The organism is Sulfurospirillum diekertiae, assembly GCF_002162315.1.
Lineage (GTDB): Bacteria > Campylobacterota > Campylobacteria > Campylobacterales > Sulfurospirillaceae > Sulfurospirillum.
In genome coordinates, this window is the sequence record NZ_CP021416.1 from 2,788,527 (window position 1) to 2,813,057 (window position 24,531).

Annotated in this window: 28 protein-coding genes and 1 pseudogene; 8 read left to right on the forward strand and 21 right to left on the reverse strand. The window is 40.5% G+C overall.

The genetic code is table 11. The features are described 5' to 3' along the window. Positions 1-38 precede the first annotated feature (38 nt). From Sdiek1_RS14280 to recA, 5 genes are read right to left on the reverse strand one after another with little or no spacing between them, the layout of a single operon-like run. Entirely contained in the window at positions 39-323 is a 285-nt protein-coding gene (locus Sdiek1_RS14280) for an AMIN domain-containing protein (RefSeq protein WP_161492058.1), read from the reverse strand. 1 nt (position 324) lies between these two features. Continuing rightward, positions 325-759, reverse strand: coding sequence for a hypothetical protein (locus Sdiek1_RS14285; RefSeq protein WP_087439720.1), 435 nt, complete (start codon positions 757-759; stop codon positions 325-327). 14 nt (positions 760-773) lie between these two features. Further along, positions 774-1,046, reverse strand: coding sequence for a septum formation initiator (locus tag Sdiek1_RS14290; protein ID WP_087439721.1), 273 nt, complete (start codon positions 1,044-1,046; stop codon positions 774-776). Further along, positions 1,043-2,317 (reverse strand): phosphopyruvate hydratase, encoded by a 1,275-nt coding sequence (gene eno, locus Sdiek1_RS14295; protein ID WP_087439722.1) that lies wholly within the window; start codon positions 2,315-2,317, stop codon positions 1,043-1,045. The genes Sdiek1_RS14290 and eno overlap by 4 nt, the downstream gene beginning before the upstream one ends. Continuing rightward, positions 2,314-3,351: a recombinase RecA gene (recA, locus tag Sdiek1_RS14300; RefSeq protein WP_191342104.1), complete on the reverse strand. Its 1,038-nt coding sequence runs from the start codon at positions 3,349-3,351 to the stop codon at positions 2,314-2,316. The genes eno and recA overlap by 4 nt, the downstream gene beginning before the upstream one ends. A gap of 154 nt (positions 3,352-3,505) precedes the next feature. On the opposite strand from recA, the gene Sdiek1_RS14305 reads away from it, so the two are divergent. The 4 genes from Sdiek1_RS14305 to Sdiek1_RS14320 are packed head-to-tail and all read left to right on the forward strand — an operon-like array spanning position 3,506 to position 6,136. After that, entirely contained in the window at positions 3,506-4,369 is an 864-nt protein-coding gene (locus Sdiek1_RS14305; protein ID WP_087439724.1) for a menaquinone biosynthesis family protein, read from the forward strand. Between the two features lie 11 nt (positions 4,370-4,380). Next, positions 4,381-4,647 carry a flagellar biosynthesis protein FliQ gene (gene fliQ, locus Sdiek1_RS14310; protein WP_087439725.1) on the forward strand — a complete coding sequence of 89 codons (267 nt, stop codon included), beginning with the start codon at positions 4,381-4,383 and terminating at the stop codon, positions 4,645-4,647. Beyond that, on the forward strand, positions 4,648-5,421 hold the full coding sequence (locus Sdiek1_RS14315) for a UDP-N-acetylmuramate dehydrogenase (protein ID WP_087439726.1): 774 nt from the start codon (positions 4,648-4,650) through the stop codon (positions 5,419-5,421). It abuts the gene before it with no gap. A 19-nt stretch (positions 5,422-5,440) separates the two neighbouring features. Beyond that, positions 5,441-6,136, forward strand: a complete 696-nt coding sequence (locus Sdiek1_RS14320; protein WP_087439727.1) for an SDR family NAD(P)-dependent oxidoreductase — start codon at positions 5,441-5,443, stop codon at positions 6,134-6,136. A 124-nt stretch (positions 6,137-6,260) separates the two neighbouring features. Here the strand turns inward: Sdiek1_RS14320 and Sdiek1_RS14325 are convergent, their stop codons facing one another. From Sdiek1_RS14325 to Sdiek1_RS14345, 5 genes and pseudogenes are all read right to left on the reverse strand, one after another. After that, a complete protein-coding gene (locus Sdiek1_RS14325; protein ID WP_087439728.1) occupies positions 6,261-6,719 on the reverse strand; it encodes a hypothetical protein in 459 nt (152 codons plus the stop codon). 73 nt (positions 6,720-6,792) lie between these two features. Next, positions 6,793-7,773 (reverse strand): annotated as a pseudogene (gene tsaD / locus Sdiek1_RS14330) (tRNA (adenosine(37)-N6)-threonylcarbamoyltransferase complex transferase subunit TsaD); the annotation flags it as partial. Next, entirely contained in the window at positions 7,774-8,520 is a 747-nt protein-coding gene (locus tag Sdiek1_RS14335; RefSeq protein ID WP_087439730.1) for a M15 family metallopeptidase, read from the reverse strand. It lies immediately after the preceding pseudogene. A 32-nt stretch (positions 8,521-8,552) separates the two neighbouring features. Next, positions 8,553-11,438, reverse strand: coding sequence for a bifunctional diguanylate cyclase/phosphodiesterase (locus Sdiek1_RS14340; protein ID WP_087439731.1), 2,886 nt, complete (start codon positions 11,436-11,438; stop codon positions 8,553-8,555). Between the two features lie 39 nt (positions 11,439-11,477). After that, on the reverse strand, positions 11,478-12,050 hold the full coding sequence (locus tag Sdiek1_RS14345) for a hypothetical protein (RefSeq protein WP_238099041.1): 573 nt from the start codon (positions 12,048-12,050) through the stop codon (positions 11,478-11,480). Between the two features lie 108 nt (positions 12,051-12,158). On the opposite strand from Sdiek1_RS14345, the gene Sdiek1_RS14350 reads away from it, so the two are divergent. Further along, positions 12,159-12,764: a class I SAM-dependent methyltransferase gene (locus Sdiek1_RS14350; protein ID WP_087439732.1), complete on the forward strand. Its 606-nt coding sequence runs from the start codon at positions 12,159-12,161 to the stop codon at positions 12,762-12,764. Here Sdiek1_RS14350 and Sdiek1_RS14355 read toward each other — a convergent pair. The 11 genes from Sdiek1_RS14355 to Sdiek1_RS14405 all read right to left on the reverse strand — a co-directional run bounded on the left by Sdiek1_RS14355 (position 12,761) and on the right by Sdiek1_RS14405 (position 23,010). Next, the gene (locus Sdiek1_RS14355) at positions 12,761-13,303 is read right to left on the reverse strand and encodes a hypothetical protein (protein ID WP_087439733.1); all 543 of its coding nucleotides are present in this window, start codon (positions 13,301-13,303) and stop codon (positions 12,761-12,763) included. The genes Sdiek1_RS14350 and Sdiek1_RS14355 overlap by 4 nt on opposite strands. Beyond that, the gene (locus Sdiek1_RS14360) at positions 13,300-14,424 is read right to left on the reverse strand and encodes a metallophosphoesterase (protein WP_087439734.1); all 1,125 of its coding nucleotides are present in this window, start codon (positions 14,422-14,424) and stop codon (positions 13,300-13,302) included. The genes Sdiek1_RS14355 and Sdiek1_RS14360 overlap by 4 nt, the downstream gene beginning before the upstream one ends. A 13-nt stretch (positions 14,425-14,437) precedes the next feature. Further along, positions 14,438-15,769: an alanine/glycine:cation symporter family protein gene (locus Sdiek1_RS14365; protein WP_087439735.1), complete on the reverse strand. Its 1,332-nt coding sequence runs from the start codon at positions 15,767-15,769 to the stop codon at positions 14,438-14,440. A gap of 13 nt (positions 15,770-15,782) precedes the next feature. Continuing rightward, complete coding sequence (locus Sdiek1_RS14370; protein WP_087439736.1) at positions 15,783-17,033, reverse strand: uracil-xanthine permease family protein; 1,251 nt, start codon at positions 17,031-17,033, stop codon at positions 15,783-15,785. A 51-nt stretch (positions 17,034-17,084) separates the two neighbouring features. After that, positions 17,085-18,155, reverse strand: a complete 1,071-nt coding sequence (gene dxr, locus Sdiek1_RS14375; protein ID WP_087439737.1) for a 1-deoxy-D-xylulose-5-phosphate reductoisomerase — start codon at positions 18,153-18,155, stop codon at positions 17,085-17,087. Next, positions 18,156-18,920: a phosphatidate cytidylyltransferase gene (locus Sdiek1_RS14380; RefSeq protein ID WP_087439738.1), complete on the reverse strand. Its 765-nt coding sequence runs from the start codon at positions 18,918-18,920 to the stop codon at positions 18,156-18,158. It lies immediately after the preceding gene. Positions 18,921-18,977: 57 nt separating this feature from the next. Further along, complete coding sequence (locus Sdiek1_RS14385; protein ID WP_087439739.1) at positions 18,978-19,316, reverse strand: hypothetical protein; 339 nt, start codon at positions 19,314-19,316, stop codon at positions 18,978-18,980. A gap of 173 nt (positions 19,317-19,489) precedes the next feature. Further along, complete coding sequence (locus Sdiek1_RS14390) at positions 19,490-20,824, reverse strand: NFACT RNA binding domain-containing protein (protein WP_087439740.1); 1,335 nt, start codon at positions 20,822-20,824, stop codon at positions 19,490-19,492. A gap of 134 nt (positions 20,825-20,958) precedes the next feature. Beyond that, positions 20,959-22,104, reverse strand: a complete 1,146-nt coding sequence (locus Sdiek1_RS14395; protein ID WP_087439741.1) for a glycerate kinase family protein — start codon at positions 22,102-22,104, stop codon at positions 20,959-20,961. After that, complete coding sequence (locus Sdiek1_RS14400; protein ID WP_087439742.1) at positions 22,101-22,556, reverse strand: methylated-DNA--[protein]-cysteine S-methyltransferase; 456 nt, start codon at positions 22,554-22,556, stop codon at positions 22,101-22,103. Before Sdiek1_RS14400 ends, Sdiek1_RS14395 begins: the two co-directional genes overlap by 4 nt. 1 nt (position 22,557) lies before the next feature. Then, positions 22,558-23,010: a GNAT family N-acetyltransferase gene (locus tag Sdiek1_RS14405; RefSeq protein WP_087439743.1), complete on the reverse strand. Its 453-nt coding sequence runs from the start codon at positions 23,008-23,010 to the stop codon at positions 22,558-22,560. Between the two features lie 104 nt (positions 23,011-23,114). On the opposite strand from Sdiek1_RS14405, the gene Sdiek1_RS14410 reads away from it, so the two are divergent. The 3 genes from Sdiek1_RS14410 to Sdiek1_RS14420 all read left to right on the forward strand — a co-directional run bounded on the left by Sdiek1_RS14410 (position 23,115) and on the right by Sdiek1_RS14420 (position 24,517). Beyond that, positions 23,115-23,516, forward strand: coding sequence for a gamma-glutamylcyclotransferase family protein (locus Sdiek1_RS14410; RefSeq protein ID WP_087439744.1), 402 nt, complete (start codon positions 23,115-23,117; stop codon positions 23,514-23,516). Between the two features lie 81 nt (positions 23,517-23,597). After that, on the forward strand, positions 23,598-24,215 hold the full coding sequence (locus tag Sdiek1_RS14415; protein WP_087439745.1) for a Crp/Fnr family transcriptional regulator: 618 nt from the start codon (positions 23,598-23,600) through the stop codon (positions 24,213-24,215). Positions 24,216-24,289: 74 nt separating this feature from the next. After that, positions 24,290-24,517 carry a YgaP family membrane protein gene (locus Sdiek1_RS14420; RefSeq protein WP_087439746.1) on the forward strand — a complete coding sequence of 76 codons (228 nt, stop codon included), beginning with the start codon at positions 24,290-24,292 and terminating at the stop codon, positions 24,515-24,517. Positions 24,518-24,531: the final 14 nt, after the last annotated feature.

Consider the following 24,531-nt stretch of genomic DNA (forward strand, 5'->3'; position numbering starts at 1 on the left):
TACATGTAAGGATTTTTCCTTACATGTAAAGCCTCTTTTTACTTTAACTTAATAATATATCCACCCTTAAAAGCTTCTATATCATAACGATAATGACCATCCAACAAAATAGCAATCCGATAAAAATCATCATGATCGCCAAGGGTTGCTGAAACAAAAGGAGCTTTTTTAAAATCCAATGTTCTCGTGGCATAAGAATTGACCTTTTTGAAATCAACAACCACTTTATAGGGATCTGCTATCAAAAAATCGCGCACTTTAGTATCTTTAGTAAAAATAGTAATCTCATTCTGATTGATATAAAAAGAGAGGTCATCTATCAATTTAAATGTATTCCCCTCCACATTTGTATTCGGGGTAATGAGACTTGCAATTTTTTTCCTCTTTAAGGGCAGGTACTTTTTTTTCAGCACTTTTTTTAGAGTCAGAAACATTCACAGGAAGCACAATGGGTGAGGAGGCATTGGCATCAGCTTTTGCATTGCTTAAGATAAGGGGGAGATGCCAATCAATATTTTTTTCAATCCCAACAACTTCTTCACTAATAGAGCCATCTAAATTTTGGAAAGTAACAGAAGCACTTTTTAAAATCCGCGCACTGCTTGGAAGGGTTAAACTAGCATTGACAAAATCTGTTCGCTCCTCTTTAATCTGTGTTGTTTGTCCAACGTCTTGAGGAGACATATTTGTCTCAAAAGGATTTTCTCTCGCCTCTAGTATCACTGCAAGAGATAGAAAAAGCCAAAGAATCTTCTGCATATGTTCTCCTTAATTTATCTATCAGGGTCCAACTGTCGTAACTCAAAATACTCTTTTTGTAATACAGCATTCTCTTCTTTGAGATTTTTTATTTTTACAGTTAAGGTGTCTTTATCAGCTTGAAGATTTAAAAGCACGTCGAGTGAACTTTTACCAAAGAGAACATCACCAATATACAGACCAAATCCTACAACAAGAACAACTAAAGATAAAACCTTAAGATAAAAGAGAGCAGAGCTTCCACTCTCTTCGGTTTCTTCTTCAAATTCGTCTAAAACTTCACTCATTTAATAAAGAGCTGTTTTCCTATGTAATCGCCAAATTCTAACTCTTTATCAATTTCTAATAAACGGTTGTACTTGGCGGTTCGCTCACCTCTGGCAGTTGCACCTGTTTTGATTTCACCTGTATTCAGAGCTACCGCAAAATCAGCAATAAAGGCATCTTCACTTTCACCACTTCGATGGCTCATAACACATTTATAATTATTGCGTTGAGCTAAGCGTACTGTCTGCATTGTCTCTGTCACAGTACCAATTTGATTTGGTTTAATCAAAATAGCATTACCAATACCTTTTGCAATACCTTCACTTAAGATTTTTTTATTGGTTACAAAGAGATCATCGCCAACCAATTGAACTTTTGAGCCCAATTTTTCAGTCAAAAGTTTCCACCCATCCCAGTCATCTTCGCTTAACCCATCTTCAATAGAAACAATTGGGTATTTTGCGCAAAGATTTTCATAATAAGAAACAAGCTCTGCACTACTCAATGTTCTTTTTTCAGACTCAAGTCTATAGCCACCACCATCAGCTACAAGCTCGCTACTGGCAACATCTAATGCAATGCCAATATCAACACCCGGTTTATAACCCGCTTTTTCGATTGCTTGCATAATCACTTTGATAGGTTCTTCATTATCTTTCAAATTCGGCGCAAAACCGCCCTCATCGCCAAGTGCGGTGCTTTCACCCATAGCTGCAATGATTTTTTTCAACTGATGATACACTTCCACACAAGATCTTAATGCTTCTCCAAAATTCTCAAAGTTGAGAGGCATAATCATATATTCTTGAAAATCAACGCTATTATTGGCATGGCTACCACCGTTGATAATATTAAACATCGGTGTTGGAAGCGTCATTGCATTTGCACCGCCAAGATAGCGATAAAGAGGAATGCCAAGACTTAGTGCAGCCGCACGTGCAACAGCCATAGAAACACCAAGCACCGCATTTGCTCCTAGTCGACCATAGTTCTCGGTACCATCCAATTTTAACATCGTTTCATCAATAAATGCTTGATTGAAAGGACTCAGCCCAATCAACTCATCCGAAATTTCAGTATTGACGTTTTCACATGCTTTGAGTACGCCTTTGCCCATATAACGACTATCGCTATCTCTGAGTTCTAATGCCTCACGCTTACCTGTGCTTGCCCCACTTGGTACAATTGCACTTGCAACAGTGCCATCACTTAAGGTTACTTTTGCCCGAACGGTTGGATTTCCTCTACTATCTAAAACTTCGTCTGCCGCAATATCTTCAATATAGATCATTCATCTTCCTTTATATCATCAACGCCACATGCCATTACCATTGCATTGCCACTGATGGCTTGTTTTATTTTTTCCTCAATTTCCAACGATGTTTCTTTGTTCTCTTTTAAAAATGCTTTCACATTCTCGCGACCTTGCCCTAATTTTGTCTCATTATAGCTAAACCAAGCGCCGCTCTTATCGATGATATCTAGTTTTACACCATAATCAACGATCTCGCCCTCTTTCGAAATACCTTCGCCGAACATAATATCAAACTCTGCTTGACGAAACGGAGGTGCCACTTTATTTTTAATGACTTTTGCTTTAACTCTGTTACCAATCTGCTCTTCGCCTTGTTTCAGTGTCGCGATTTTTCGCACATCAATACGCACTGAAGCATAAAACTTCAAAGCATTACCACCGGTAGTCGTTTCAGGAGAGCCATACCCCATCGTACCAATTTTCATACGGATTTGGTTAATAAAAATAACCGTCGTGTTCATTTTATGTACGACTGCCGTTAACTTACGAAGTGCTTGACTCATGAGTCTTGCTTGAACGCCCATGTGCGAATCGCCCATATCACCTTCAATCTCGCTTTTTGGTGTCAATGCCGCTACGGAGTCAATAACGATGACATCTACCGCACCACTACGCGCCAATGTCTCCACAATATCAAGAGCCTGCTCACCAAAATCAGGTTGAGAAACCAAAAGATTTTCAATGTCAACGCCTAGATTACCAGCATATTTCACATCAAGCGCATGTTCTGCATCAACAAAGGCACAGACGCCACCATTAGCTTGCGATTCTGCAATGATTTGAAGTGATAATGTCGTTTTTCCTGAACTCTCAGGTCCATAAATTTCAATAATACGCCCTTGTGGAATACCACCGATTCCCAGTGCAAGATCAAGTCCAATAGAGCCTGTGCTAATTGAAGCCATGGGCTCAACTACTTTATCCCCTAGTCTTACCAGTGCCCCTTTACCAAAGGCTTTGTCAATCTGTTTGATCGCAAGATCAAGTGCTTTTTTCTTATTTTCATCGATTTGCATTGTACTACCTCTTTTATAGTGTTAATATTTTATCATTTCGAGCTTGAAAAAGCCCTTTGAAGCAATTCTATACGATTTCTTTGAAAGCAGTTCAAAATATTTCAATATGGAATATGTTAAAATGATTTAAAATTTTCCAAGGATACTTTTGAAAACGATTACTGTAGCACATTCACCGGATGCTGATGATATTTTTATGTATTTTGCCATCAAATTTGGCTGGGTTAGCACACAAGGTTTGAGTTTTGAAAACATCGCCCTCGACATTGAAACTCTCAATCTTGAAGCCCTCAAAAATAGCTATGATATCACCGCTATTAGCTTTGCTCTCTACCCTAAAATCCGCAATGAATATGCCCTTTTACGTACAGCAGTAAGTTTTGGTGAAGGATATGGTCCCAAACTTGTAAAACGTAAAGAGACCAAACTCAAACGTAATTTTAAAGTAGCTCTCAGTGGCACACATACAACGAATGCTCTTTTATTTAAAATCGCCTACCCTGAAGCGCGCATTATCTATAAAAATTTTTTAGAGATTGAACAAGCCGTTATTGATGGAGAAGTGGACGCGGGTGTTTTGATTCACGAAAGCATTTTAAATTTTAGTGATACCCTTGTGGTTGAACGAGAATTGTGGGATATCTGGAGAGAGCTTTGCAAAGAAGAACTTCCTTTACCACTAGGAGGCATGGCTTTGCGTCGTTCTATGCCAATTTTACGTGCGATTGCATGCGAAGATGCCCTCATTCAGGCCGTGGATGTTGCGCATACCCATCAAGGAATTCTTTCCAAAATGCTATTGGAACGAAACCTCGTACGAGTCGATCAAGCCACACTTAAAAAATACTTGGGACTCTATGCCAATGAAAATTCGATCGATATGAGCGACATTCAATACCAAGCAATCGACAAACTTTTTGAACTTGGATACAATCACGGTTTTTATGACCAACAAATCAAAGCGCGTGACTATCTTATTCCCAAAGAATACGAAGCATTGCGAAATAGCTAGAGAGGTATTTTATGGAAGCTAAACTCATCGGACTCGGCGTTGAAACGTTTAAAATAGCGCTTTATCTCTCCATGCCGATGCTCCTCTCAGGACTCATAGCAGGTCTTGCAATTAGTATTTTTCAAGCGGTTACCCAAATCAACGAATCCACACTGAGCTTTGTTCCAAAGATCCTTGTCACCATCGTTGTCGCTATCTTTACGATGCCATGGATGATGAACATGATGATTGAGTTTACAACGCGAATGATTGATATGATCCCTTCCTTTGTTTTTTAAATGACAAAATCGATTAACTTTTCGACTTATTCAAGTATTAAGATTGGTCCAACATTGGATGTTTTGTTACTTGATTCCATCATTCCGTTGCCTTCAGACTATCGCCTGATTGGTGGCGCAAATAACCTTCTTGTCAGCTCCACCCCTCAACCACTTGCCATGCTCGATAAGTGTTTTGACTTTATACGCTTAGAAGAAAATGTTTTGCATATAGGAGGTGCCACACCCAGTGGCAAAATCCTCTCGTTTGCCAAGAAGCATGATCTTGCGGGTTTTGAGCTGATGCAAAAACTCCCCGGAACGCTAGGTGGCATGGTGGCTATGAACGCGGGGCTAAAAGAGTGGGAAATTTTCAATGACCTCATCGCCATTCGAACCGAAAACGGCTGGAGCGAAAAAGCACAGATAGAACATGGCTACCGCTTCGCAAAAATAGAGGGTATTGTCTATGAAGCGACCTTTACATGTAAAAAAGGTTTTGATGAAAATCTGCTGGCGATGTTCAAAAAAATGCGTGACAATCAACCCAAAGAACCGAGTGCAGGAAGCTGTTTTAAAAATCCTGTTGGGCACTTTGCGGGAAAGCTTATTGAAGAGGTGGGATTTAAAGGAAAACGTGTTGGCAATATGATGTTTAGCAATGTCCATGCCAACTTCTTAGTCAATCTTGGAGGTGGCACGTATGAAGAAGCCATCACACTTATAACGGCCGTCAAAGAAGAAGTATTAAAACGCTTTGGCGTAAAACTTGAAGAAGAGATCATTATTTTGTAACGACCAAAAAGGAAAATAGATGCAAAAAACAGCTTTAGTCACGGGGGGAAACAAAGGTATAGGTCTTGAAGTCACAAAAGCTTTTTTAGCCTTAAACTATGATGTCATTATCCTTGCACGCGACTTTAAAAATTTTGAGCTATCAACACACCCTAACGTCAAAACTATCGTGTTCGATTTAATACAAGTCGATGCGATTCCTGCACTCATTGCCTCACTTCCAGCGATTGATATTCTCATCAACAATGCCGGCATTATGTACGCGATTCCTTACCAAAACTACAAAAATGATCACATTAATACCATGCTTAAAATCAATCTTGAAGCACCCGTGAAGCTCATTGAAGAGGTGGCAAAAACCATGCTTGAAAAAGGTGGTCGCATTGTCAACAATACCTCTATTGCTGGGCAAATTGGGCATCCTGATATTTGGTATGGTATCACTAAAGCAGGACTTATTAATGCCACGAAGAGCTTTTCAAAAATATTTGAAGGTAAAATCATCATCAACGCCGTAGCACCGAGTCCCGTTGCAACGGATATGCTTAACACCATCCCCCAAGCACGCCAGGAAGCTTTTTTAAAATCCGTCATTTCAAAACGATTCGCACAGCCTGAAGAGATTGCTAAAACCATTGTTTGGCTTTCTACGGAGTCACCTGAGTACATCAATGGCACCGTTATTGACATCAACAACGGATCGTTTCCACGTTAATGCTCAATATAATGAAGTGTTAAAATAATCCCATACATCCACGATGAATAAAGGAATGTATAAAATAAGCTGTATTGCAAACTCAATGCCAAGTTTCCTTTACATCGCATAGCATACTTGAGAACTAAGCGTGTGGCACGAAAAAAAAAATCCAATAAAGCATCGCCGCTAGAAAAATAATCAAATACCATGATACTAAAACAATAGCCCAACCAAACAATATTAAAATAAGAGCAGCAAGAATTGCAAAAATAAAACCTCCCAACCCCTCAAAAATACTACCTACGCCTTCTATTAATGCAGATATATCAGGCGTTCCTCCTGAAAAATCTGGTAGTTTTTTTATATCAATGTGATCAGTTAGTTTGCCAATATTATCTTTAACCTTTAGCCCAAAATAAAGCCCATAGCTCATCAATACAAATAACATAATAGATACAAAAGAGAGAACCAACAGAGCATTCTCATAAAGAGCTCGAGGAGTTTTTATATTAAGAAAATAATCGAGTCCACAAGAGAGGATAATCACAAAAGAGATTAAAAGAACAACGCTTTTAGAAAAAATATGCTGACGGGCTACCATCTATTTTCCTTATACCCTTGCTAACCAATTTACACTTAAAACGTAATAAATTAAAAGAAAATAATCTTTCGTATGTGCTGCGTACTTTTAAATCAACTATGCTTACAAAAGTGCCTTTAGCATAGGCTTCCACGGCACAGCGACCTATCATTGCGGCATTATCAGAGCAAAATTCCATTTTTGCAGTATGCAGTGTCGCTTTTTTGGAAGCACAAAACGCTTCGAGTTCGCCTCGTAAATAGAGATTTGCACTCGCTCCTCCCACTACTCCAAAATGCTCCACAGAACGCTCTTTATACGCTTTTTTGATCTTTTGCATCAGATGCGCAACGGCCACACGCTGAAACGATGCACAGATATCGCAGATGGTCTGTTCATCCAACTTTTCTTGCGCTTCAACGCAAAGTCTCACTTGGTTTTTAAGACCCGAATAACTAAAGGCCAGTAGCGAAGTAGAAGTGCCTTGTAAAGGAATCGTAAAATCAAATCGTTTGGCATTGCCTTTTAAAGCATACGCCTCGATAAGAGGTCCAGCAGGATATGGAAGTCCTAACATTTTTCCTACCTTGTCAAAACTCTCGCCAAAGCTGTCATCCATCGTTGTTGCAAGCAATGTTATTTCTTCTAAGCTCTTTACATGTAAAAGCTGTGTGTGTCCTCCTGAGACCAATAAAACATCCATCGGAAAACGTATTTCATCTTCGATAAAGAGGGAGCAGATATGCCCTTTGAGATGATTAATCCCCAGTAGTGGAAGATGAAGAGCAACGCTGAGTGCCTTTGCCATGCTGACACCTTCGACCAAGCTAACGGAAAGTCCTGGCTCATTGGTTACGGCAATGGCTTTTAGTTCACTAAAATAAGGCTGTGCTTCTTCAAGTATTTTGGGAAGCGTTACCGCGTGAAGACGTGCCGCAAGTTCGGGTACAACACCACCGTATTTAGCATGTTCCGCGTCTTGTGAAATTTTTTTGTGAAAAAGAAGTTTTTTATCGCTTAAACGTGTGATCGCAATCGAGCTATCATCACAGCTACTTTCAATGCTTAAGATCATCTATACAATCTTCACATGCCATGGCTCATACCGAACACCATCTCCATTACCAATGGTATAGCGTGTCGAAACGTAAGAGAGCTTTTGCAAATTCCAAAACTCTTCCGTACGTGCAAAATTAGCTGTAAAATTTTGACGTCCCCAGCCACGTTTTCCCACATCAAAATCACCTACTGAATGGTAAGAAAATCCGGGAGGGACTAAAGAACGTGTCGCAATGGTAATATTGCCATTTTCATTTTTAATTTTTTCCATATGAAGGCTGAGTTGCTTCATGACACTGCGAACACCCGATGTTAAAATCAGTGTTGGCCCAATATCTTTCATTAAGCGCGTTAAAAGCTCTTGTGAAGTCTCTCGGTAGACATAATGCCCTGTACCATCAATTTTAGTGACATCTTTTTCAGGAATACTATGACTCAAATCTTCAACCGTTCGTTTCCCATAAAAACCATAAATTACAGGATCGGTATAAAAAATTTCTTCAATGTAAGCAATTTCAGCAGGTGTAAAGGCGCCTATTTTAGGATAATTTTTAGCAATCTTAAGTGTTTCATCAAAAGAGATGAGATTAAAGTTAGCGTAACCAACTGTTCGCTCAACCATATCAAGCTTTTTCATCACAGCGTCAAAAATAACCTTTTGCTCATCTTTAAGCCAAATATCGGGATGTTTTAACTCATCAGCCTGTGCCAAACTTCCTACTAACGTTGCACCCATTAATCCTAAAAAATATCTTCGTTTCATACTCTGCCCTGTTTCATTGTTTCCTGCTATGATTATAACATGTGCATTTGATTTTTTAATAAAAGCTCTGCATCTGCGGCGGCGATAGGCTTACTAAAGAGATAACCTTGCATTAACTCACACCCACTGCTATAGATAAACTCTTTTTGACCTTGTGTCTCAACACCCTCTGCTAAGACTTTGAGCCCCAAACCACGCCCAAGCTCAATGATCGTTCGAGCGATTGCACGATCTTCCCCGCTCTCTTCTAAATTCTGAACAAAACTTTGATCGATTTTTAGCTTTGTAATCGGGAGTTGTTTAAGATACGCTAGCGAAGAGTGTCCCGTTCCAAAATCATCAATCGAAATATCAACCCCTAATTCTCGAAACCGTTTTAACAGTGCTATGGATTTAGTAGTATCTTTCATAATAAATCGTTCAACAATTTCCATTTCTATCCATTCAGGCTTACACCCACTCTCGCGTAAACTTTGAATCATAAAAGCGACTAATCCAGCCTCTTCCAGCTGTTTTCCCGCAATATTAATCGCAGTTTTTCCAGGATCAAGCCCCATGTCATACCAAACTTTGATCTGACGCATCACCTCTTTAATCACCCAATTTCCAATCTCAATGATGAGCTCGCTCTCTTCTGCAATATTGATAAAATATCCCGGTGCCGTCAAACCTCGTGTTGGATGATTCCAACGAATAAGTGCTTCAAAACCCACAATTTTTTCACTTTGAAGATTAATTTGTGGCTGATAGAAAATCACAAACTCATTTTTATCCAGTGCTTTACGCAAGCTCTTTTCAATTTCCAGATGTTCATTTGTCTCTTGGTTCATCTCTTGATCAAAAAAGACATAACGATTGCGCCCTTTTGATTTAGCTTTATACATCGCAATATCAGCATTTTTGAGGAGTTTACTCGCGACTTCACCATCATTTGGATAAACGCTCACACCAATACTCATGGTGATTTTAAAACTCTCATTTCCCAAAAGGAAAGGTTCTTGAAAGGCAGAAACCAATTTCTTAATCGCAATAAAGATATCACTCACATCTTTACACCCATCAAGCAATACAATAAACTCATCACCACTTAATCGTGCTACCGTATCTGTCTCGCGTACACTACTTTTCATACGTGTGGCAATCGTTGTTAAAAGGATATCACCTGCATCGTGGCCTAAAGAGTCATTAACACTTTTAAATTTATCAATATCCACAAACATAACACCTAAAACTTTACCATCGCGACTCGCTTTTTTGATCGCTTGAGTGAGCCTATCTTGTAAAAGATTACGATTGGGAAGTCCTGTGAGAGTATCGTGTTCCACTTGATGAATTAAAAGTTTTTTCTGGTTTTTATTCTCGTCTTCAAGTGCTTTACGAATGGTAATATCGCGCACAGAGCAGTGTTGAATGATGCCTTTATCCATATGAATGGTTGTCATCATGACACTAATCCAAAAAAGCTTCCCATCACATGCTCGCGCTTGCCACTCAAATTTATGGACACTTTGTTGTGATGCCAATGCATTCATCCAAAGAGCTTTTTCATAAGAACTCTGTTCATCTGGCTGAAATTCTGGTGAGAGATCTGCTAAAGTCACATTGATAAGTTCTTTTTTGTCTTTGGCTTTGAACATCTTCATAATTGCTTCGTTACAGTCTACAAAAACACCCTCTTTCAACAACCAAATTCCATCGGCAGATTTTTGATACAGCGTTTCAAAAACCATTTTTTGTTCTCTAATTTGCTTGTTACTTAAAAGTAAGTGGTTTTCATAACGTGCGAGAACTGAACGAAGTTTTGTTGAGATAAAAAACATAATTCCCATGACCAAAAGCATAATAATCAACGAGACTGCCAACATGTTAATAATTGTTGATTGCATTTTGTCTTTAAGGATCTGTTCTTGTTCTAACATCGCATTATTTTCTTCATACAAGTATGCACCTGTGCCAATCACCCACCTAAACTGTGGAATTGCGCGAATAAAAGAGACCTTGCTACGATCTTGCGCCGTAGGATGATAAGAGGCAATATAGCTCATAAAGAAGCCCTCAGGATTGCGCTTACCCCCTTCGACAATATCTTTGATAATAAATTGATGGTTGGTGACAACGTCCAGTCTATTTTTGCCAACCAGCGAATGGTCGCCATGTGAAATGGTATTGCCATCATAATCGTAAGCGAAAATATAGCCATACTCGCCATACTTCGTATTGAGAAGCAGTTTTTGAGTCTCTTTTTTAATCCGCTCTCTCAGCTCATCTTCATAACGCCCACTGGCAACATAGATATTTAAAGGAGCAAATTGTTTAGTATAGCCTATTTTATTACGAACTTTTTCATCTTGAGGATTTTTCCAAGGATAAATCAGCGAAAAAGCTTCCTCTTTTTTAAGCCGTTCAATTCCCTCTTTAATATAATATTGGCCTGCCGCATCTTGTGCATCAAGAAAATTTTTTCCTTCTAACTCTTTATTGGCACCATGCATGATACACGTTCCATCCAAACCAAAAATGACATAATACCCGCTAAGATCGTTAAAAAGCGCGTATCTCTTAACTTTTTTTTTAATTTTTTCTAAAATTTGATCTCGTGGAAGGTTGGGGTTTTCAATATAAATATCATTAATGCTTTTATAGGCAAAATTGACAATGTTTTTAACTTCGTCTTTCGCTTCATTCATCAAAAATTTTTCATTTTCATTGATATAATCGATCAATTTATCAATGCGCTCTTGTGCTTGAGCTTTAGAGCGTTTCACATAAGCAACACGTGTATTTTCAAGTGATTTGTAATACTCAGCACGCTCAGCGGAGATAATAATCGCCAAGGTAATCGAAAAAGTAAGTAGAATTGCGAAGGCAGGTAAAAAAACAATCCATTTGGTAATATTTTGTTTTTTTAAGCTTAACAATTCATACTCCAGTTGGGTTATTTTATAGTTATTACTTTATCAAAATATTCTAAAATTTTGCCTACCCTCGCCTGCCACAAACGTGAAAAAAGCATTTTTTTCTTCCGCATTGAGTGTTTCAGTAAGTAACTTTTGCATTAAGGGTTGCATCAGAGGGTCAACCTCAATACCACTAGGATTATAAGCGACATCCACAAATTTACCCGTATCCATGCGCTGCATTCTTACATGTAAAGGTATTTGAGCATTAAAAAACATCAAATCTGTGCGTTTGTAATGAGCCCCTAAACCTTTAAATCCCCAAGAATCAGTTGCTCCTGTTATCAGTGAAAAGACATTAGCAACGACACTTGTTGTTCCTTCCTTTTGCGCCTCTTTAAAGAAAACTTTGATACCGCCTCGCTCGGGTATCGCGTTAGGATAAAGCACTTTAAGCCCTTCTCTTACCATCAAGTAAGCGCCTGCAATCGTTGGACAACTATGCCCTGCACTTTTGACAACATCCAAATAACTAAAAATAATTTCTCCCTTTTCAAAAGCACCTAACACTTCCGAGAGAGGGTCATACAGTGTGATGGTTTCTATCGTATCAAAAAAAGTAGGGTATTTCATTGTGACTCCTTCGTATGATGAAAAGATTTTAACGAAAATAAAAAAGAATGTCATTGATTTAAATTGTGTTACAATAAACTGATAATAACGATAAAAACAAGGGTGCAGATGCAAGCATTTTGGAATGAAAAATTTCAAACAAACCATTTTATCTACGGTGAAGCACCCAATAATTTTATTAAAGAGAACAGTGACCTTTTGCTTCAAGCAAAAAAAGTGCTTTGCTTGGGTGAAGGAGAAGGGCGTAATGCCATTTTCTTAGCCGATAAAGGCCTTGAAGTCGAAGCTTTGGATGCTTCAGATGTAGCACTTTTCAAACTACGCAAACGTGCAAAAGAGCATTATGTCTTTATCAAAATTCGTCATACACTTTTGGAGTATTGGCAACCTGACACGCTCTATGATTCCGTTATCTGCACCTATCTACATCTCGCCAAGCCCTATCAAAAAATGCTTTTTGAAAAATCGGTCGAAGCGCTTGCCCCTCAAGGTTATTTTATTGCCGAATTTTTTAGTGAAAGCCAAATCCATTTCGAGAGTGGAGGACCAAAAGATCTTACTTTTCTCTACGATGTCAATGATATTCTAGATACGGTAACAAACCTCTCTTGCAAAATTTTGAAACTGGCGCAAGAAGTTGTTACCCTGAATGAAGGGGATAAACATATCGGAAGGGCGAGTGTTATTCGCATCATCTTACAAAAGACAGCTTAGCGTTCAACCGTCCCATAATAACGACTTCGCTCTAAATTTTCAACCCATTTATAATCTGGATCGTCCCCTATTTTTGCCCAATAAAGCACACCAGAGTTGCGCCACGGGTCGATCAAAATACCCGTACGGAACGGTGCACCTTTCGCAACAACGACGACGGAATTGTGCTCATTAAATTCACCCTTATTCGCCACACCCCAGCGCAAGTCAAAGCTTTGGTACTTCAAACTTTTAAGATGCGTGATCATATCTTCACTCCACTGATAACAAAGCCCTCGATCTTTAAGCCCTGTATTAATCAAAAAATTATGAAACGTTGGTGGATAGACAAGCCCATAACGTTCCGCTAAAATTTGAGGGTACAGCAACGATTCATAGGCAAACATACGTGCTTCTTGGTAGTCAACATCGGGGCTTAACTGTGTCAGTTCGGAGGTGAGAGCAGAGACTTGGTCAGGCATTACATGTAAAGCGTCTTGTTTGGCACTACAGCCACCTAAAATAATAGAAACCAAGAGAAGAAAAAGAAACTGTTTCATGCTTTTTTGACTTTAAGATTAATTTTGACGATTTCACTAGGCGCCATAATACGCACTGCTGGCCCCCAAAAACCAGCACCATTACTGACAAAGACTTGTGTGTGCTTTGAATGTTGATACAGACCGCTTAAATAAGGTTGATCAAGGAGAACCAAAAGACCAAAAGGAAAAATCTGCCCTCCATGTGTGTGACCGCTGAGAATCAGATCAATCTTTTCACCGCTCATTTCTTTGACAATTTTAGGTTGATGAGAGAGTAAAATTGTTGGTAATTCTGGCTTTACATGTAAAAGTGCACGCTTTAGATCAGGTGGCTCAAAATCGAAACGTTTGCCTGACATATCCATCACACCCGCAAGATTAATCGTATGATTAATGACCATAGAACGATTGGAGAGAACATGAACGCCCAAAGTGTGCACATGCTCCATAATTTTGTGAACCCCATAAAAATACTCATGATTTCCTGGCACATAGTAAACCCCCAAACGACTCTGAATGGCACGCAAAGAGTCAAGTTTGTCACCAATTTGATTGACCGGCATATCGATCAAGTCGCCAGTAATGACAACCATGTCCGCATCTAAAGCATTCACTTGCTTCACAACATCATCCATAAAGGACTTTCCAAGGGTTTTACCGATGTGCACATCCGTAATCTGAACAATGCTAAGCTCCGATTCCAAACCATCGATGAAAATATCCACCTCTTTAATACGTGGTGCTTTCATACCATTGAGAAAGCCTTTGGTGATGTACGAGAGTGCGAGAATAAGCATCGTGACATCAAATACCATTTTGATAAACAATCGTCTGGAGTAATCATGAGGGATTTTGGCATAAGGAATATGAAAGAGATCGTAAAGGAGTGCCACACAAAATAACATAAAGGAGACACCAATCATCGCCGAAAAGAGTGTGTATAAAATGGGATCAAGGTTGTCCAAACGAAGGACTAAGAAGTAACATATTTCACATAGGGTAATGACGATCATCGCCCATTTGATTACATCTTGAATCTTAAAAAACAGATCCAAGCGTTTGAGAAAACGCTTGTAACTGTAGAAATTAATAAGCGATAAAACCGCAATAGCAGCAAATGCGAACGAAAGGCGAAACATACCCTGTTTTTCCTTACTTGAGACTCTCAAAATAACGCTTACTCTCAGCCGAAATGACACGAGAGAGTAGCAGCAGTGCTATAAGGTTCGGAATTGCCATCATACCATTCATAAGATCTGAAAAATTCCAGACAAACTCAAGTTTCAGCATCGAGCCAACCATCACACCTCCAATAAACAAAACACGGTATAAACGAATAAATCGCTCACCGAAGATGTACTCAAATGCCTTTTCACCGTAGTAACTCCACCCCAAAATCGTCGAATAGGCAAATAAAACAGTTGAAATCACAACTACAATTCCGCCAAATGTTCCTAAATGAAGCTGAAAGCTCTGCATTGTCAGTGCACTTGGACTGACCCCTTGTTGCCAAAATGGCGAGATCAAGATAATGAGTGCTGTCATCGTACAAACCACTAAAGTATCAATAAATGTTTGAGTCATGCTGACTAAGGCTTGACGCACGGGATCGTTTGTTTTGGCTGCCGCTGCCGCAATAGGCGCTGAGCCAAGACCTGATTCGTTGGAAAAAACACCACGTGCGACACCGTAGCGAATAGCTGCTGCCATTGTAGCCCCTACAAATCCACCACCCGCAGCAATAGGGCTAAAGGCATAATGGAAAATAAGACCAAAGGCATCGCCTAATTTATCAAGGTTCATTGCTAAAATAACCAAAGAAACAGAGACATACGCCAAAATCATGAATGGGACAAGAAATGAGGTAAAGTTACCAATCGATTTAATCCCCCCCAAAATAACCACGGCTGTTAGGGTCAAAAGAACCACGCCTGTTACCCATGTTGGAATGGCCATTTCACTGCTTAAAATCTGAGCGACGGCATTGGCTTGTGTCATATTACCAATACCAAATGCTGCAATGGCAGTAAAAATAGCAAAAGCCATACCCAGTTTCGGCATATTAAGACCATACGTAAGGTAGTACATCGGACCACCTTTAAAGCCATGATGATGTCCTTTTTGGCGGTATTTCACTGCGAGAACTGCCTCAGAGTATTTCGTTGCCATTCCTACAAGTCCCGTCATCCACATCCAAAAAACAGCTCCAGGGCCACCCAGAGTAATTGCTGTAGCAACACCTACAATGTTACCAATACCTACCGTTGCGGCAAGGGCTGTCATAAGGGCGGCAAAGTGACTGATTTCACCTTCACCATCACTCTCTTTGTGAAAAATAAGTTTTAACGCATGGGGCAACGCCCAAAACTGCATACCCCGTAAAATAACTGTCAAATAAAGACCTGTACCTACTAGCAATACAAGCATTGGGGCACCCCAAACAATACCTGAAAGCGTCGCTACCAATTTTTCAATCATCTCCATCTATTTTCCTTATTTATTGTTCGCTAATATGATGCCCTTTAGGCAACACCAAATTGAGTACAATACCCACAATCGCACCTAAACCAATACCGCTAAATGCAACTCCCCCCATATCAACCACCATACCACCAATGGCTAAAACCAAAATCATGGAGACAATAATCATATTGCGAGGGTCATTCATATCGACTTGCTCTCTCACCATCGTTCCCAAACCAATGGAAGCGATAATACCAAAAAGAAGTAGCAAAATCCCGCCCATAACAGGAACAGGAATCGTGGCTAAAAGACCGCCCAATTTTCCCACAAACGCTAAAATAATCGCAAAAAGTGCTGCCCAGGTCATAATGGCAGGATTGAATGCTTTAGTAATCGTAACCGCACCGGTAACTTCAGAATAGGTTGTATTTGGAGGGCCGCCTAGCATCGATGCCGCCGTTGTAGCAATCGCATCGCCTAAAAGAGTCGTTTTTAACCCGGGTTTTTTCAAATAATCGGTTTTAGTGACATTGCTGATGGTTAAAATACCACCCACATGCTCAACTGCTGGGGCAATAGCAATCGGTAAAATGTAAAGAATCGCTTCAAGATTCCACTCAGGGGTTACAAAATTTGGTATGGCAAACCATGCCGCTTTGGCTACCGAGTCAAAACTCACAATGCCCAAAATAAGCGAAACAGTATACCCAGCGATAATTCCACATAAAATAGGCAGTAACTTCAGCACACCTTTGCCTAAAAGCGCTACCAAAAGGGTTACGATCAGCGCTGACATTGAAACCATCATCGCTTGATGAAGCGGGACTAAAACAATCGCACCATCACCCGTTTTTCCCATTGCCATATTCACCGCTACAGGAGAGAGAATCAAACCAATCGTCATAATAACAGGGCCTACGACCACTGCGGGAAAAATCTTATGCAAAAAGTCTGAGCCTTTAATACGAACAAGAATACTTAAGAAAAAATAGAATAACCCTGCCGCCGCAAGCCCGCACAGCGTACCCGCTAATCCCCATGTTTTAAGCCCGTAAATAATCGGCGCTATAAACGAAAAAGATGACGCTAAAAAAATAGGAGGGATCTGCTCGCGTGTGGTGAGTTGAAACAAAAGCGTTCCGAGACCTGCGGTGAAGAGCGCAACATTGGGGTCTAATCCTGTCAAGATTGGCACTAAAACTAATGCACCAAAAGCAACAAATAAAAACTGCAACCCAATAATACTGTCCTTAAACCTAAAATTGTAATCTGTTTTGTGTAACATCAATACCTCTTGATGGAGAATTTTTCTGTTTGGAAATCTTTACATGTACCGTTAAAAGGATAAGCAGTAACGTCTCACTTCGCGATCAATTTCAAAGACCTCATCCAAGCTTTTGGGAATGGCATCTTCAAAGTGTCGATACGCTTTAATCGTTCGTTCTGCGAGCTCTAAAATATTAATCTCTTGATTAAAAAACTTTGCGATGCCCACTTCATTGGCTGCATTGATCACAACGCCGCGTGTTGGATGGGCTAATACGTCCTCTTTGATCTCCCAAATCGGATAACGTGCTGCTTCAATTTTTTGAAACGAAAAGGAGCCAATAGAAGCAAGATCAAGGGAAGGTAAAATAGGCTCTTCCACTTCGCCTACCAGAGCAAACGCAATGGGTAGTTTCATATCTGCAACCGCTAAATGAGCTGTTGTACTACCATCTTTAAAATTAATAAAGGCATGTATTAGGGATTTTGGTTCGATGATGGCATCAAGTCTATCAACACCAAAAAGCCATTTAGCCTCTAAAAGTTCAAAGAGTTTATTGGTCATGGTCGCACTATCAATGGTTATCTTCGCGCCCATACTCCAATTAGGATGTTTGAGAGCATCCTGAAAAGACATCTTTCCAAGTTCTTCAAGGGGGGTGTCACGAAAAGCGCCACCACTCGCAGTAATCGTCATGCCACGAACTGGGCGTTTTCCTAAAAGATACCACAGCCCAAAATGTTCACTATCAATAGGGGTAATATGAGAGGTATCCAACAGATGCCCTGCCACGACAAGAGATTCTTTATTGGCAAGTGCTAAGCGTTTTCCAAGTCGCAATGCTTCAATGCTAGGAGCTAGCCCAACAAATCCAACCAAAGCATTGACAACCAAATAGCTCTGTGTTTTTTGTAAGAGCTCTAAAATACCCTCTTTACCGACAAATACATTGGTATGATTGACCAATTTACGATCATTTGCGTCACTAATGGCAACGTATTTGGGGTGGTGCTCTTTAATTTGTTCATTAAGAAGTGCAATATTTTTACCCGCAACTAGGGCTTCTACCATAATACCAAAACGTTTTGCAATGATCAGCGCATTGACGCCAATGGAGCCTGTTGAGCCTAAAAGTACCACTTACGCGAGCCCCCGAAGCAAGATGACCATGACCACGCCACCAAAAAGGTAACCATCGAGTCTGTCTAACATTCCACCATGCCCAGGGAAGAGCGTACCACTGTCTTTTAGCCCCGCTTCTCGTTTGAGATAACTCTCAAAAAGATCACCAAATACAGATGACACAGAGGTCACAAAGGCAATGAGCGCCGAAAGCCACAATGGAATCAAAAACGTGCCATAGAGCGCACCCACGACGGTAGCAATCACCACACCACCAACAACACCTTCAAGTGTTTTATTGGGAGAAGTTGGGGAAAAAGGTGTTTTACCAATGCTTTTACCTACGCAATATGCACCTGTATCGGTAAGGGCTACGACGATCACAAGCCATACCAAAACGGACATGCCAAAATCATGGTAAAGAGCGTAAAGAAATAGCATCGAAACCGAAGGGTATAAAAAAGGTGCAAGAAGTTTATAATTCACATTTTTAGTGTAAGCCATAACTGCCAAAAATCCAATCAGCGCTAAATAGATCAGATCATCAGGATTGGGGTAGACAAATGCTGCCAACCATAAAAGTACCGCATACACATACAGTTTATTGTCTTTGACATCAAAAAGGTTCATCGCCTCATAAAAAGCGAGTAAATACATAGCACCAAGAATGAGCCATGTGAGGAGTGTGTTGTTTAAAAATGCGACCACTATAGCAAATGCGAGCATCACAAAGCCCGTGAAAACGCGCTGCTTATTTGATTCGTAGAGTGCTTTAAAGTTCATAGGGACTCTTTTAAGGATGTTGTCTAAAGAGGCAATCATAGCAAAGTCAAGGTGAGGCTAAGCTTTAACGTCTAAATGACCATCATGTACGGCAGGGACTTCCTCTTCTTCGGCTTCAGGATGCTTTTTCATCTCCTCTTGTTGCTTCATTTGCTCTTCCGTCGCACCATTTTCTTCTTCACCTCTTTGGCGCTCATGCTCATTTTCAGGATCAATTTTATAGGTCTCTTCAGCAGGTCTTACATCCTCAACAACCTCTTCTTTTTCATTCTGCATTGCTTCAGCTATCATACTTTGCATCTGAACACTATTTTGATAGTCCATCTGTTTTGCCGCTTGCACGGTTACCATTTGGTTAGCATAAACAACATTTCCAATAGGACCAACACTTGCCATAAAAGCCTCCTGTTTGCATACATTTCACAAGCAAAAGCTCGTAAAACTACGTTAGCCACGAGGGCACTGAAGCTTGGTTCACTTTTATTTTTTACACGCTTCTTAAGCAAAGCCTAAAAAGCTACGCTGCGCTATGCACTAAAGCTTGGCTCTTTCGAGCCAGAACCAGAATTCTACTCTTTGTATATTTTAAGCGTTTGATACTCTTCATAAGCAACATTCGCTCCATCAAAAGGCTTCACGTTTTTACGTTTCGTATAATCGACCAAATAGCCGCCTTTTTGAGAGAGGCTAAACTCCACACACAATTTTGCAGCAAATATAAGCACCGATTCGGGAACGCTCTGTTTTTCGGTGCAAATGATGACATGAGAGGAAGGTATATCTTTTACATGTAACCATATATCGTTCTTTTTCGCCTCTTGCAAGAGCGCGATGTTCCCTTTTTCATTTTTACCGAGCAAAATGCGATACCCCTCTAACAAAAAGGTCTCATACAAATTGCTTTCATCGCCTTTTTGCTTTGATTTGCGCTGTTTTGGCACTAAAATATGTATCTCTTCAGGATCATGTGCCGCGTTAATAACCCCCACCATTCGCTCCAAAAAGAGTCGTTTCTCTTCCAAGTTTTCTTTCTGACGATGCACAGAGAGTGCTTTTGACGTAGTTTCTTCGACTTTTTTAAAGAGCATATTCGCTGCCATTTGCGGCGTTTGTGCTTGTGGCAGATTGATCGTCACATCATGCCCTTCAAAATCTTGCAACGTCACGCTCTCTTGATACCCTTTGATCGCATTGGTGTGCAAATAGGCCAAAACCAAGGTTGCCTCTTTTTGCACCTCGTCACTTTTCACCATCAACTCTTCTTCATTTTCGAGTGCATCAATTGCTTGGGAGAGCTTCGTGATCTTTTTCACCACCTGTGCAATCTTCTGTTTTTTGATCTCTTCAAGCTTTACATGTAAGCGTTTTTCGTACGCATCTTTAAGATACTCCTCCAAGGTTACGTTTAGGTCAAATGGCTTCTCTTTGAGCTCTTTGGGCGGCAATTTCTCCAGGACTTCACCCACTTTAACACTGCGAAACGAAACACTCGCGTCAATATGGCGCATTGCCTCTAAAACCACTTCGTTTTCATCCAAAATAATCACATTGGTATTGCGCCCCGTAAATTCCAATTGCAACGTTGTACGCATCGCTTTGTAACTCGAACTCGCCAACACCCCAATGCGCCAGATGCGGTTCCCCTCTTCCACGTCCATCGACTCGATCTTCGCATTGGAAAACCGTTTGGCAAGCAGAACATCAAAAGGTGCGGTATAACGCTTGGCTTGTTTGAAATCTTCTTTAAAGAACATAAAAGAGTCCCCGCGCCCAAGGTCAATAAACAGTGGCTCTCCCGCTTCAAAAATAATGCGCAAAACACTATCATCCACACGGTAAATCGAGGAAATTTTACGGTATTGCTTTAAATAGTCATTGATACAAACCAGTTCACTGTGTTTCATACATCTCTTTTTTCATTTTTAATTGGAGTTCTTAGCAGAACTCTTGACACGTTTTTAAAGCAAAACTCTAAAAACTACGTTAACACTAGGTTTTCTTTGGCAGAATGCCAACGCACCTTTGGTGCTTTTGCCTCTTATGAGGCAGAATTTTTTATTAATTTGATCAGTCTAAATATCTCTTTTACACTCTGTTTTACTAGTTTTTCAGCCCTTGATTTTTCCATCGCCTCTTCCAAACTCATGGGGTAGCGCATCACTGAAAAAATGGCATCCACACCCTCATGCTCTTCAAGCTCATCGGCAATGCCACCACCTAAGGCGATGAGGGGCACACCTGCTTTTTTACAGCGCTTGGAGACGCCACTGAGCACTTTGCCCATCAACGATTGTCTATCGATGCGTCCTTCTCCTGTCAACACAAGCGTTGCATTGTTAAGATGGGCATCAAAGCCGATCTGATCTAAAATAATCTCAATGCCAGAGCGAAGGGTCGCATTTAAAAAGGCTTGCATACCGCCACCCATGCCGCCCGCCGCGCCTGAGCCTGCATTCATTGCGACATCTTTGTCTAGTGTATTTTTCAAAACCTGTGTAAAATGTTTCATTCCTGCATCAAGGCGTTCGATCATCGCCTCATCTGCCCCTTTTTGCGCGGCATACACATGCGCTGAACCGCTTGGTCCATACATCACGTTATCGACATCGCACGCGACAATAAATTCACAGGTTTTAAGCTCGGGTAAAACATGGCTTTCATCGATATGATGCACACTCTCCAAAATCGCGCCACCCAAACCAAGCTCTTTACCAGATGCATCCAAAAAGCGATACCCCAGTGCTTGAAGCATTCCAAGGGCGGCATCATTGGTCGCACTACCGCCAATGCCGACAATAAACTTTCGACACCCTTTTTCAATCGCATCTTTGATCTGCTCACCTACGCCAAACGTTGTCGTAAGAAGTGGATTGCGTTTTTCTTTGGGAACGAGCGGAAGCCCACCTGCTTGTGCCATCTCAATGACAGCGGTGGTGCCATCTTCCAAAATGCCATACTGCGCGCTGATCGGATTCATCAATGGGTCATGCACCTTACATGTAACGATCTTGCCTTTCACATTTTGCATCAGCGCTGAGAGCATTCCCTCGCCGCCATCGGCAATATAACACGAATGCACATCCGCCTCGGTATAAACTTCTTTAATACCCTCTTCTATCCACGCGGAGAGCTCCTGAGAACTCGCACATCCTTTAAATGAATCAATTGCTAAAACCACTTTCATCGATATTTCTGCTCCAATGCTAATAAATATTCTTTACGCCACAATCCTCCACCATACCCTCCAATGCCGCCATCTTTGGCGATCACACGGTGGCAGGGAATCACAATGGCAATTCTGTTTTTGCCATTGGCATTTGCAACTGCGCGTGTGGCTTTGGGATGCTTGAGCAGTTCGGCTTCACGGCTGTACGAAATGGTCTCGCCGTAAGGAATGTTTTGAAGTGTTTTCCAAACACTCTCTTGAAACGGTGTCCCTTTAGGATGCAAAGGCACGCTAAATGTTTTGAGTTTACCTGAAAAGTACGCTTCCAACTCATGTTTTAAAAGCTCAATGTGAGGGTTTGAGTCTTTCATAATCTCGCCATTGTCATCAAAATCAAGCCCGCAAATGCCTTTCGCATCTGCGCTGATCAACAACAATCCCACCGGTGAAGAAAAAGTGCAGTGTACCATGCTAGCTCCTTAGTGCTTTGCGCATACAGACGCTATTTTCCATCCCCACATAAGGTCCATAATTGGGAATGACCGCATACCCCATTTTGGCATAAAGCGCTATCGCTTCGGGCTGCCCCTTTCCTGTTTCCAAACGCGCTTCACAAAACCCAAGTTCGCTTGCCCACGCTTCTAATTCACCTAAGATACGCGAAGAAAATCCACGTCTGCGATGTGCAGGCTGTACAAACATGCGTTTGATCTCAACCGTTGTCTCATCAATCTTTTTAAAACATCCGCAGGCAACGGGAATATCCTCTTCATAACCGATTAATGCTGTCTCTATTGGGTCAATCACATTGTGTTTGTCATACAGCGCTTGCTCTTTGCCATAACGTGCATTCAGCTCTAAATCCAATGCATGCGTCAGGGCGCAAAAATCTTCATGCATGTTGGTTGTTTTACATGTAAACATTAAGAAACCTTGGATGATTTCTTATTATTATACCCTCTTTGCATAATTTTTGAGCAACCAAGCGGTGACAAAAAGTGGTATCATTTTCAATCAAGGAGTAGCGTATGGCACATCTTTTCACGTATGGATCATTAATGTTTGAAGACGTCTGGAATAGACTCATCAAAGGAAATTATCTCTCACAACAAGCAAGCTTGGCAGGCTATGCAAGACGTTCTGTCAAAGGAGATGAATACCCCGTTATTTTTAAAGCCAATGAACTTGTGGAAGGAGTCGTTTATTACGATATCAATGAAGAAGACATGGCTATTTTAGATGCATTTGAGGGTGAGTATTATGAACGCACGGAAGTAGAACTCCTAGTCAAAAATGAGCCCATTCAAGCCTGTGTGTATGTTTTAAAAGAGAAGCATTTTGATATTATCGACCCCAAACCTTGGAGCGAAGCACTTTTTGCAACCGAGGGTATTAAACGCTTTTTAGCACACTACAAAGGGTTCGCATAGTCCATTCCATGAGATTACGATTTTGAGCATTTTGGGTAAAATTTTTGTACAATAAAGCATTCTTACATGTAAAGGTAAATAATGCTGAGTTTGAACGAGTTTGAATTTGCCAAAGCCTTAAGCCACGAAGAATTTGAATATCTTATGCGCCATGCAAAACGCGTTTCCATCCCTAAAAATACCATACTTTTTTATCAAGAAGATATTTGTAAAGATATTTTGCTTTTAGGCAAAGGCGAAATAGAACTTTATATGTATGGCGAAAACGATAAAAAAATCCCTTTGTATGCACTCAAAGAGGGAGAACAATGCGTCATTAACACTTCAAGCACGATCTCTCAAACACCCGCCATTGGCACAGCACAAAGCTTGAGCGATGTTGAAGGGTGGATGGTCAGTGAAGAGGTCGTTAAGCATCTAATGCACCAATCCCCTACGTACCTCAACTATGTTTTTTCACTCTTTACGATCAAACTTGATGCGCTTGCGACACTTATTCAAGACATAAAATTTAAAAAACTCGATAGCCGCATTCTTGAATGGCTCAGAACACATCATTCAAACCTTGTACAAGCGACCCATGAAGAGATTGCAGAGGCATTAGGGACGTCACGTGTTGTGGTAAGTCGCGTACTTAAAGACCTCGAAAAACAAAATCTCATTCGCCTCCATCGTAAAGAAATAGAAATTTTGTCATAGATTTGTAACGTATGTTACTGACAAATAAAGCTTTTTTGTTTTATAATAACCAAAATCAAAATAAAGGATTTAACATGAAATGCAATGTAGGAAAAACAGACAAGATGATTCGCGCGATTGCAGGTATTGCTGTCATTATTGTAGGAGTGATCTATAGCAGTTGGTTTGGGTTAATTGGTGTCGTTTTATTAGGAACAGCACTGATTCGCTTTTGCCCAGCGTACCTTCCATTTTCTATCGATACCTCAAAAAATGATGATTCAAGCTCATGCGGTAGCGGTGGTTGTGGTTGCGGTAGATAATCATTTCTAGCACT

Coding starts and splice junctions, on each gene's coding strand:
- Sdiek1_RS14370 (WP_087439736.1), bottom strand. CDS start 17,033: ATGTTACACAAAACAGATTACAATTTTAGGTTTAAGGACAGTATTATT.
- Sdiek1_RS14350 (WP_087439732.1), top strand. CDS start 12,159: ATGCAAGCATTTTGGAATGAAAAATTTCAAACAAACCATTTTATCTAC.
- Sdiek1_RS14290 (WP_087439721.1), bottom strand. CDS start 1,046: ATGAGTGAAGTTTTAGACGAATTTGAAGAAGAAACCGAAGAGAGTGGA.
- Sdiek1_RS14325 (WP_087439728.1), bottom strand. CDS start 6,719: ATGGTAGCCCGTCAGCATATTTTTTCTAAAAGCGTTGTTCTTTTAATC.
- Sdiek1_RS14395 (WP_087439741.1), bottom strand. CDS start 22,104: ATGAAAGTGGTTTTAGCAATTGATTCATTTAAAGGATGTGCGAGTTCT.
- Sdiek1_RS14345 (WP_238099041.1), bottom strand. CDS start 12,050: ATGAAATACCCTACTTTTTTTGATACGATAGAAACCATCACACTGTAT.
- Sdiek1_RS14360 (WP_087439734.1), bottom strand. CDS start 14,424: ATGTTTCGCCTTTCGTTCGCATTTGCTGCTATTGCGGTTTTATCGCTT.
- Sdiek1_RS14335 (WP_087439730.1), bottom strand. CDS start 8,520: ATGAAACGAAGATATTTTTTAGGATTAATGGGTGCAACGTTAGTAGGA.
- fliQ (WP_087439725.1), top strand. CDS start 4,381: ATGGAAGCTAAACTCATCGGACTCGGCGTTGAAACGTTTAAAATAGCG.
- Sdiek1_RS14410 (WP_087439744.1), top strand. CDS start 23,115: ATGGCACATCTTTTCACGTATGGATCATTAATGTTTGAAGACGTCTGG.
- Sdiek1_RS14385 (WP_087439739.1), bottom strand. CDS start 19,316: ATGGCAAGTGTTGGTCCTATTGGAAATGTTGTTTATGCTAACCAAATG.
- Sdiek1_RS14390 (WP_087439740.1), bottom strand. CDS start 20,824: ATGAAACACAGTGAACTGGTTTGTATCAATGACTATTTAAAGCAATAC.
- Sdiek1_RS14285 (WP_087439720.1), bottom strand. CDS start 759: ATGCAGAAGATTCTTTGGCTTTTTCTATCTCTTGCAGTGATACTAGAG.
- Sdiek1_RS14415 (WP_087439745.1), top strand. CDS start 23,598: ATGCTGAGTTTGAACGAGTTTGAATTTGCCAAAGCCTTAAGCCACGAA.
- Sdiek1_RS14380 (WP_087439738.1), bottom strand. CDS start 18,920: ATGAACTTTAAAGCACTCTACGAATCAAATAAGCAGCGCGTTTTCACG.
- Sdiek1_RS14315 (WP_087439726.1), top strand. CDS start 4,648: ATGACAAAATCGATTAACTTTTCGACTTATTCAAGTATTAAGATTGGT.
- Sdiek1_RS14420 (WP_087439746.1), top strand. CDS start 24,290: ATGAAATGCAATGTAGGAAAAACAGACAAGATGATTCGCGCGATTGCA.
- Sdiek1_RS14405 (WP_087439743.1), bottom strand. CDS start 23,010: ATGTTTACATGTAAAACAACCAACATGCATGAAGATTTTTGCGCCCTG.
- eno (WP_087439722.1), bottom strand. CDS start 2,317: ATGATCTATATTGAAGATATTGCGGCAGACGAAGTTTTAGATAGTAGA.
- Sdiek1_RS14400 (WP_087439742.1), bottom strand. CDS start 22,556: ATGGTACACTGCACTTTTTCTTCACCGGTGGGATTGTTGTTGATCAGC.
- Sdiek1_RS14320 (WP_087439727.1), top strand. CDS start 5,441: ATGCAAAAAACAGCTTTAGTCACGGGGGGAAACAAAGGTATAGGTCTT.
- Sdiek1_RS14355 (WP_087439733.1), bottom strand. CDS start 13,303: ATGAAACAGTTTCTTTTTCTTCTCTTGGTTTCTATTATTTTAGGTGGC.
- Sdiek1_RS14365 (WP_087439735.1), bottom strand. CDS start 15,769: ATGGAGATGATTGAAAAATTGGTAGCGACGCTTTCAGGTATTGTTTGG.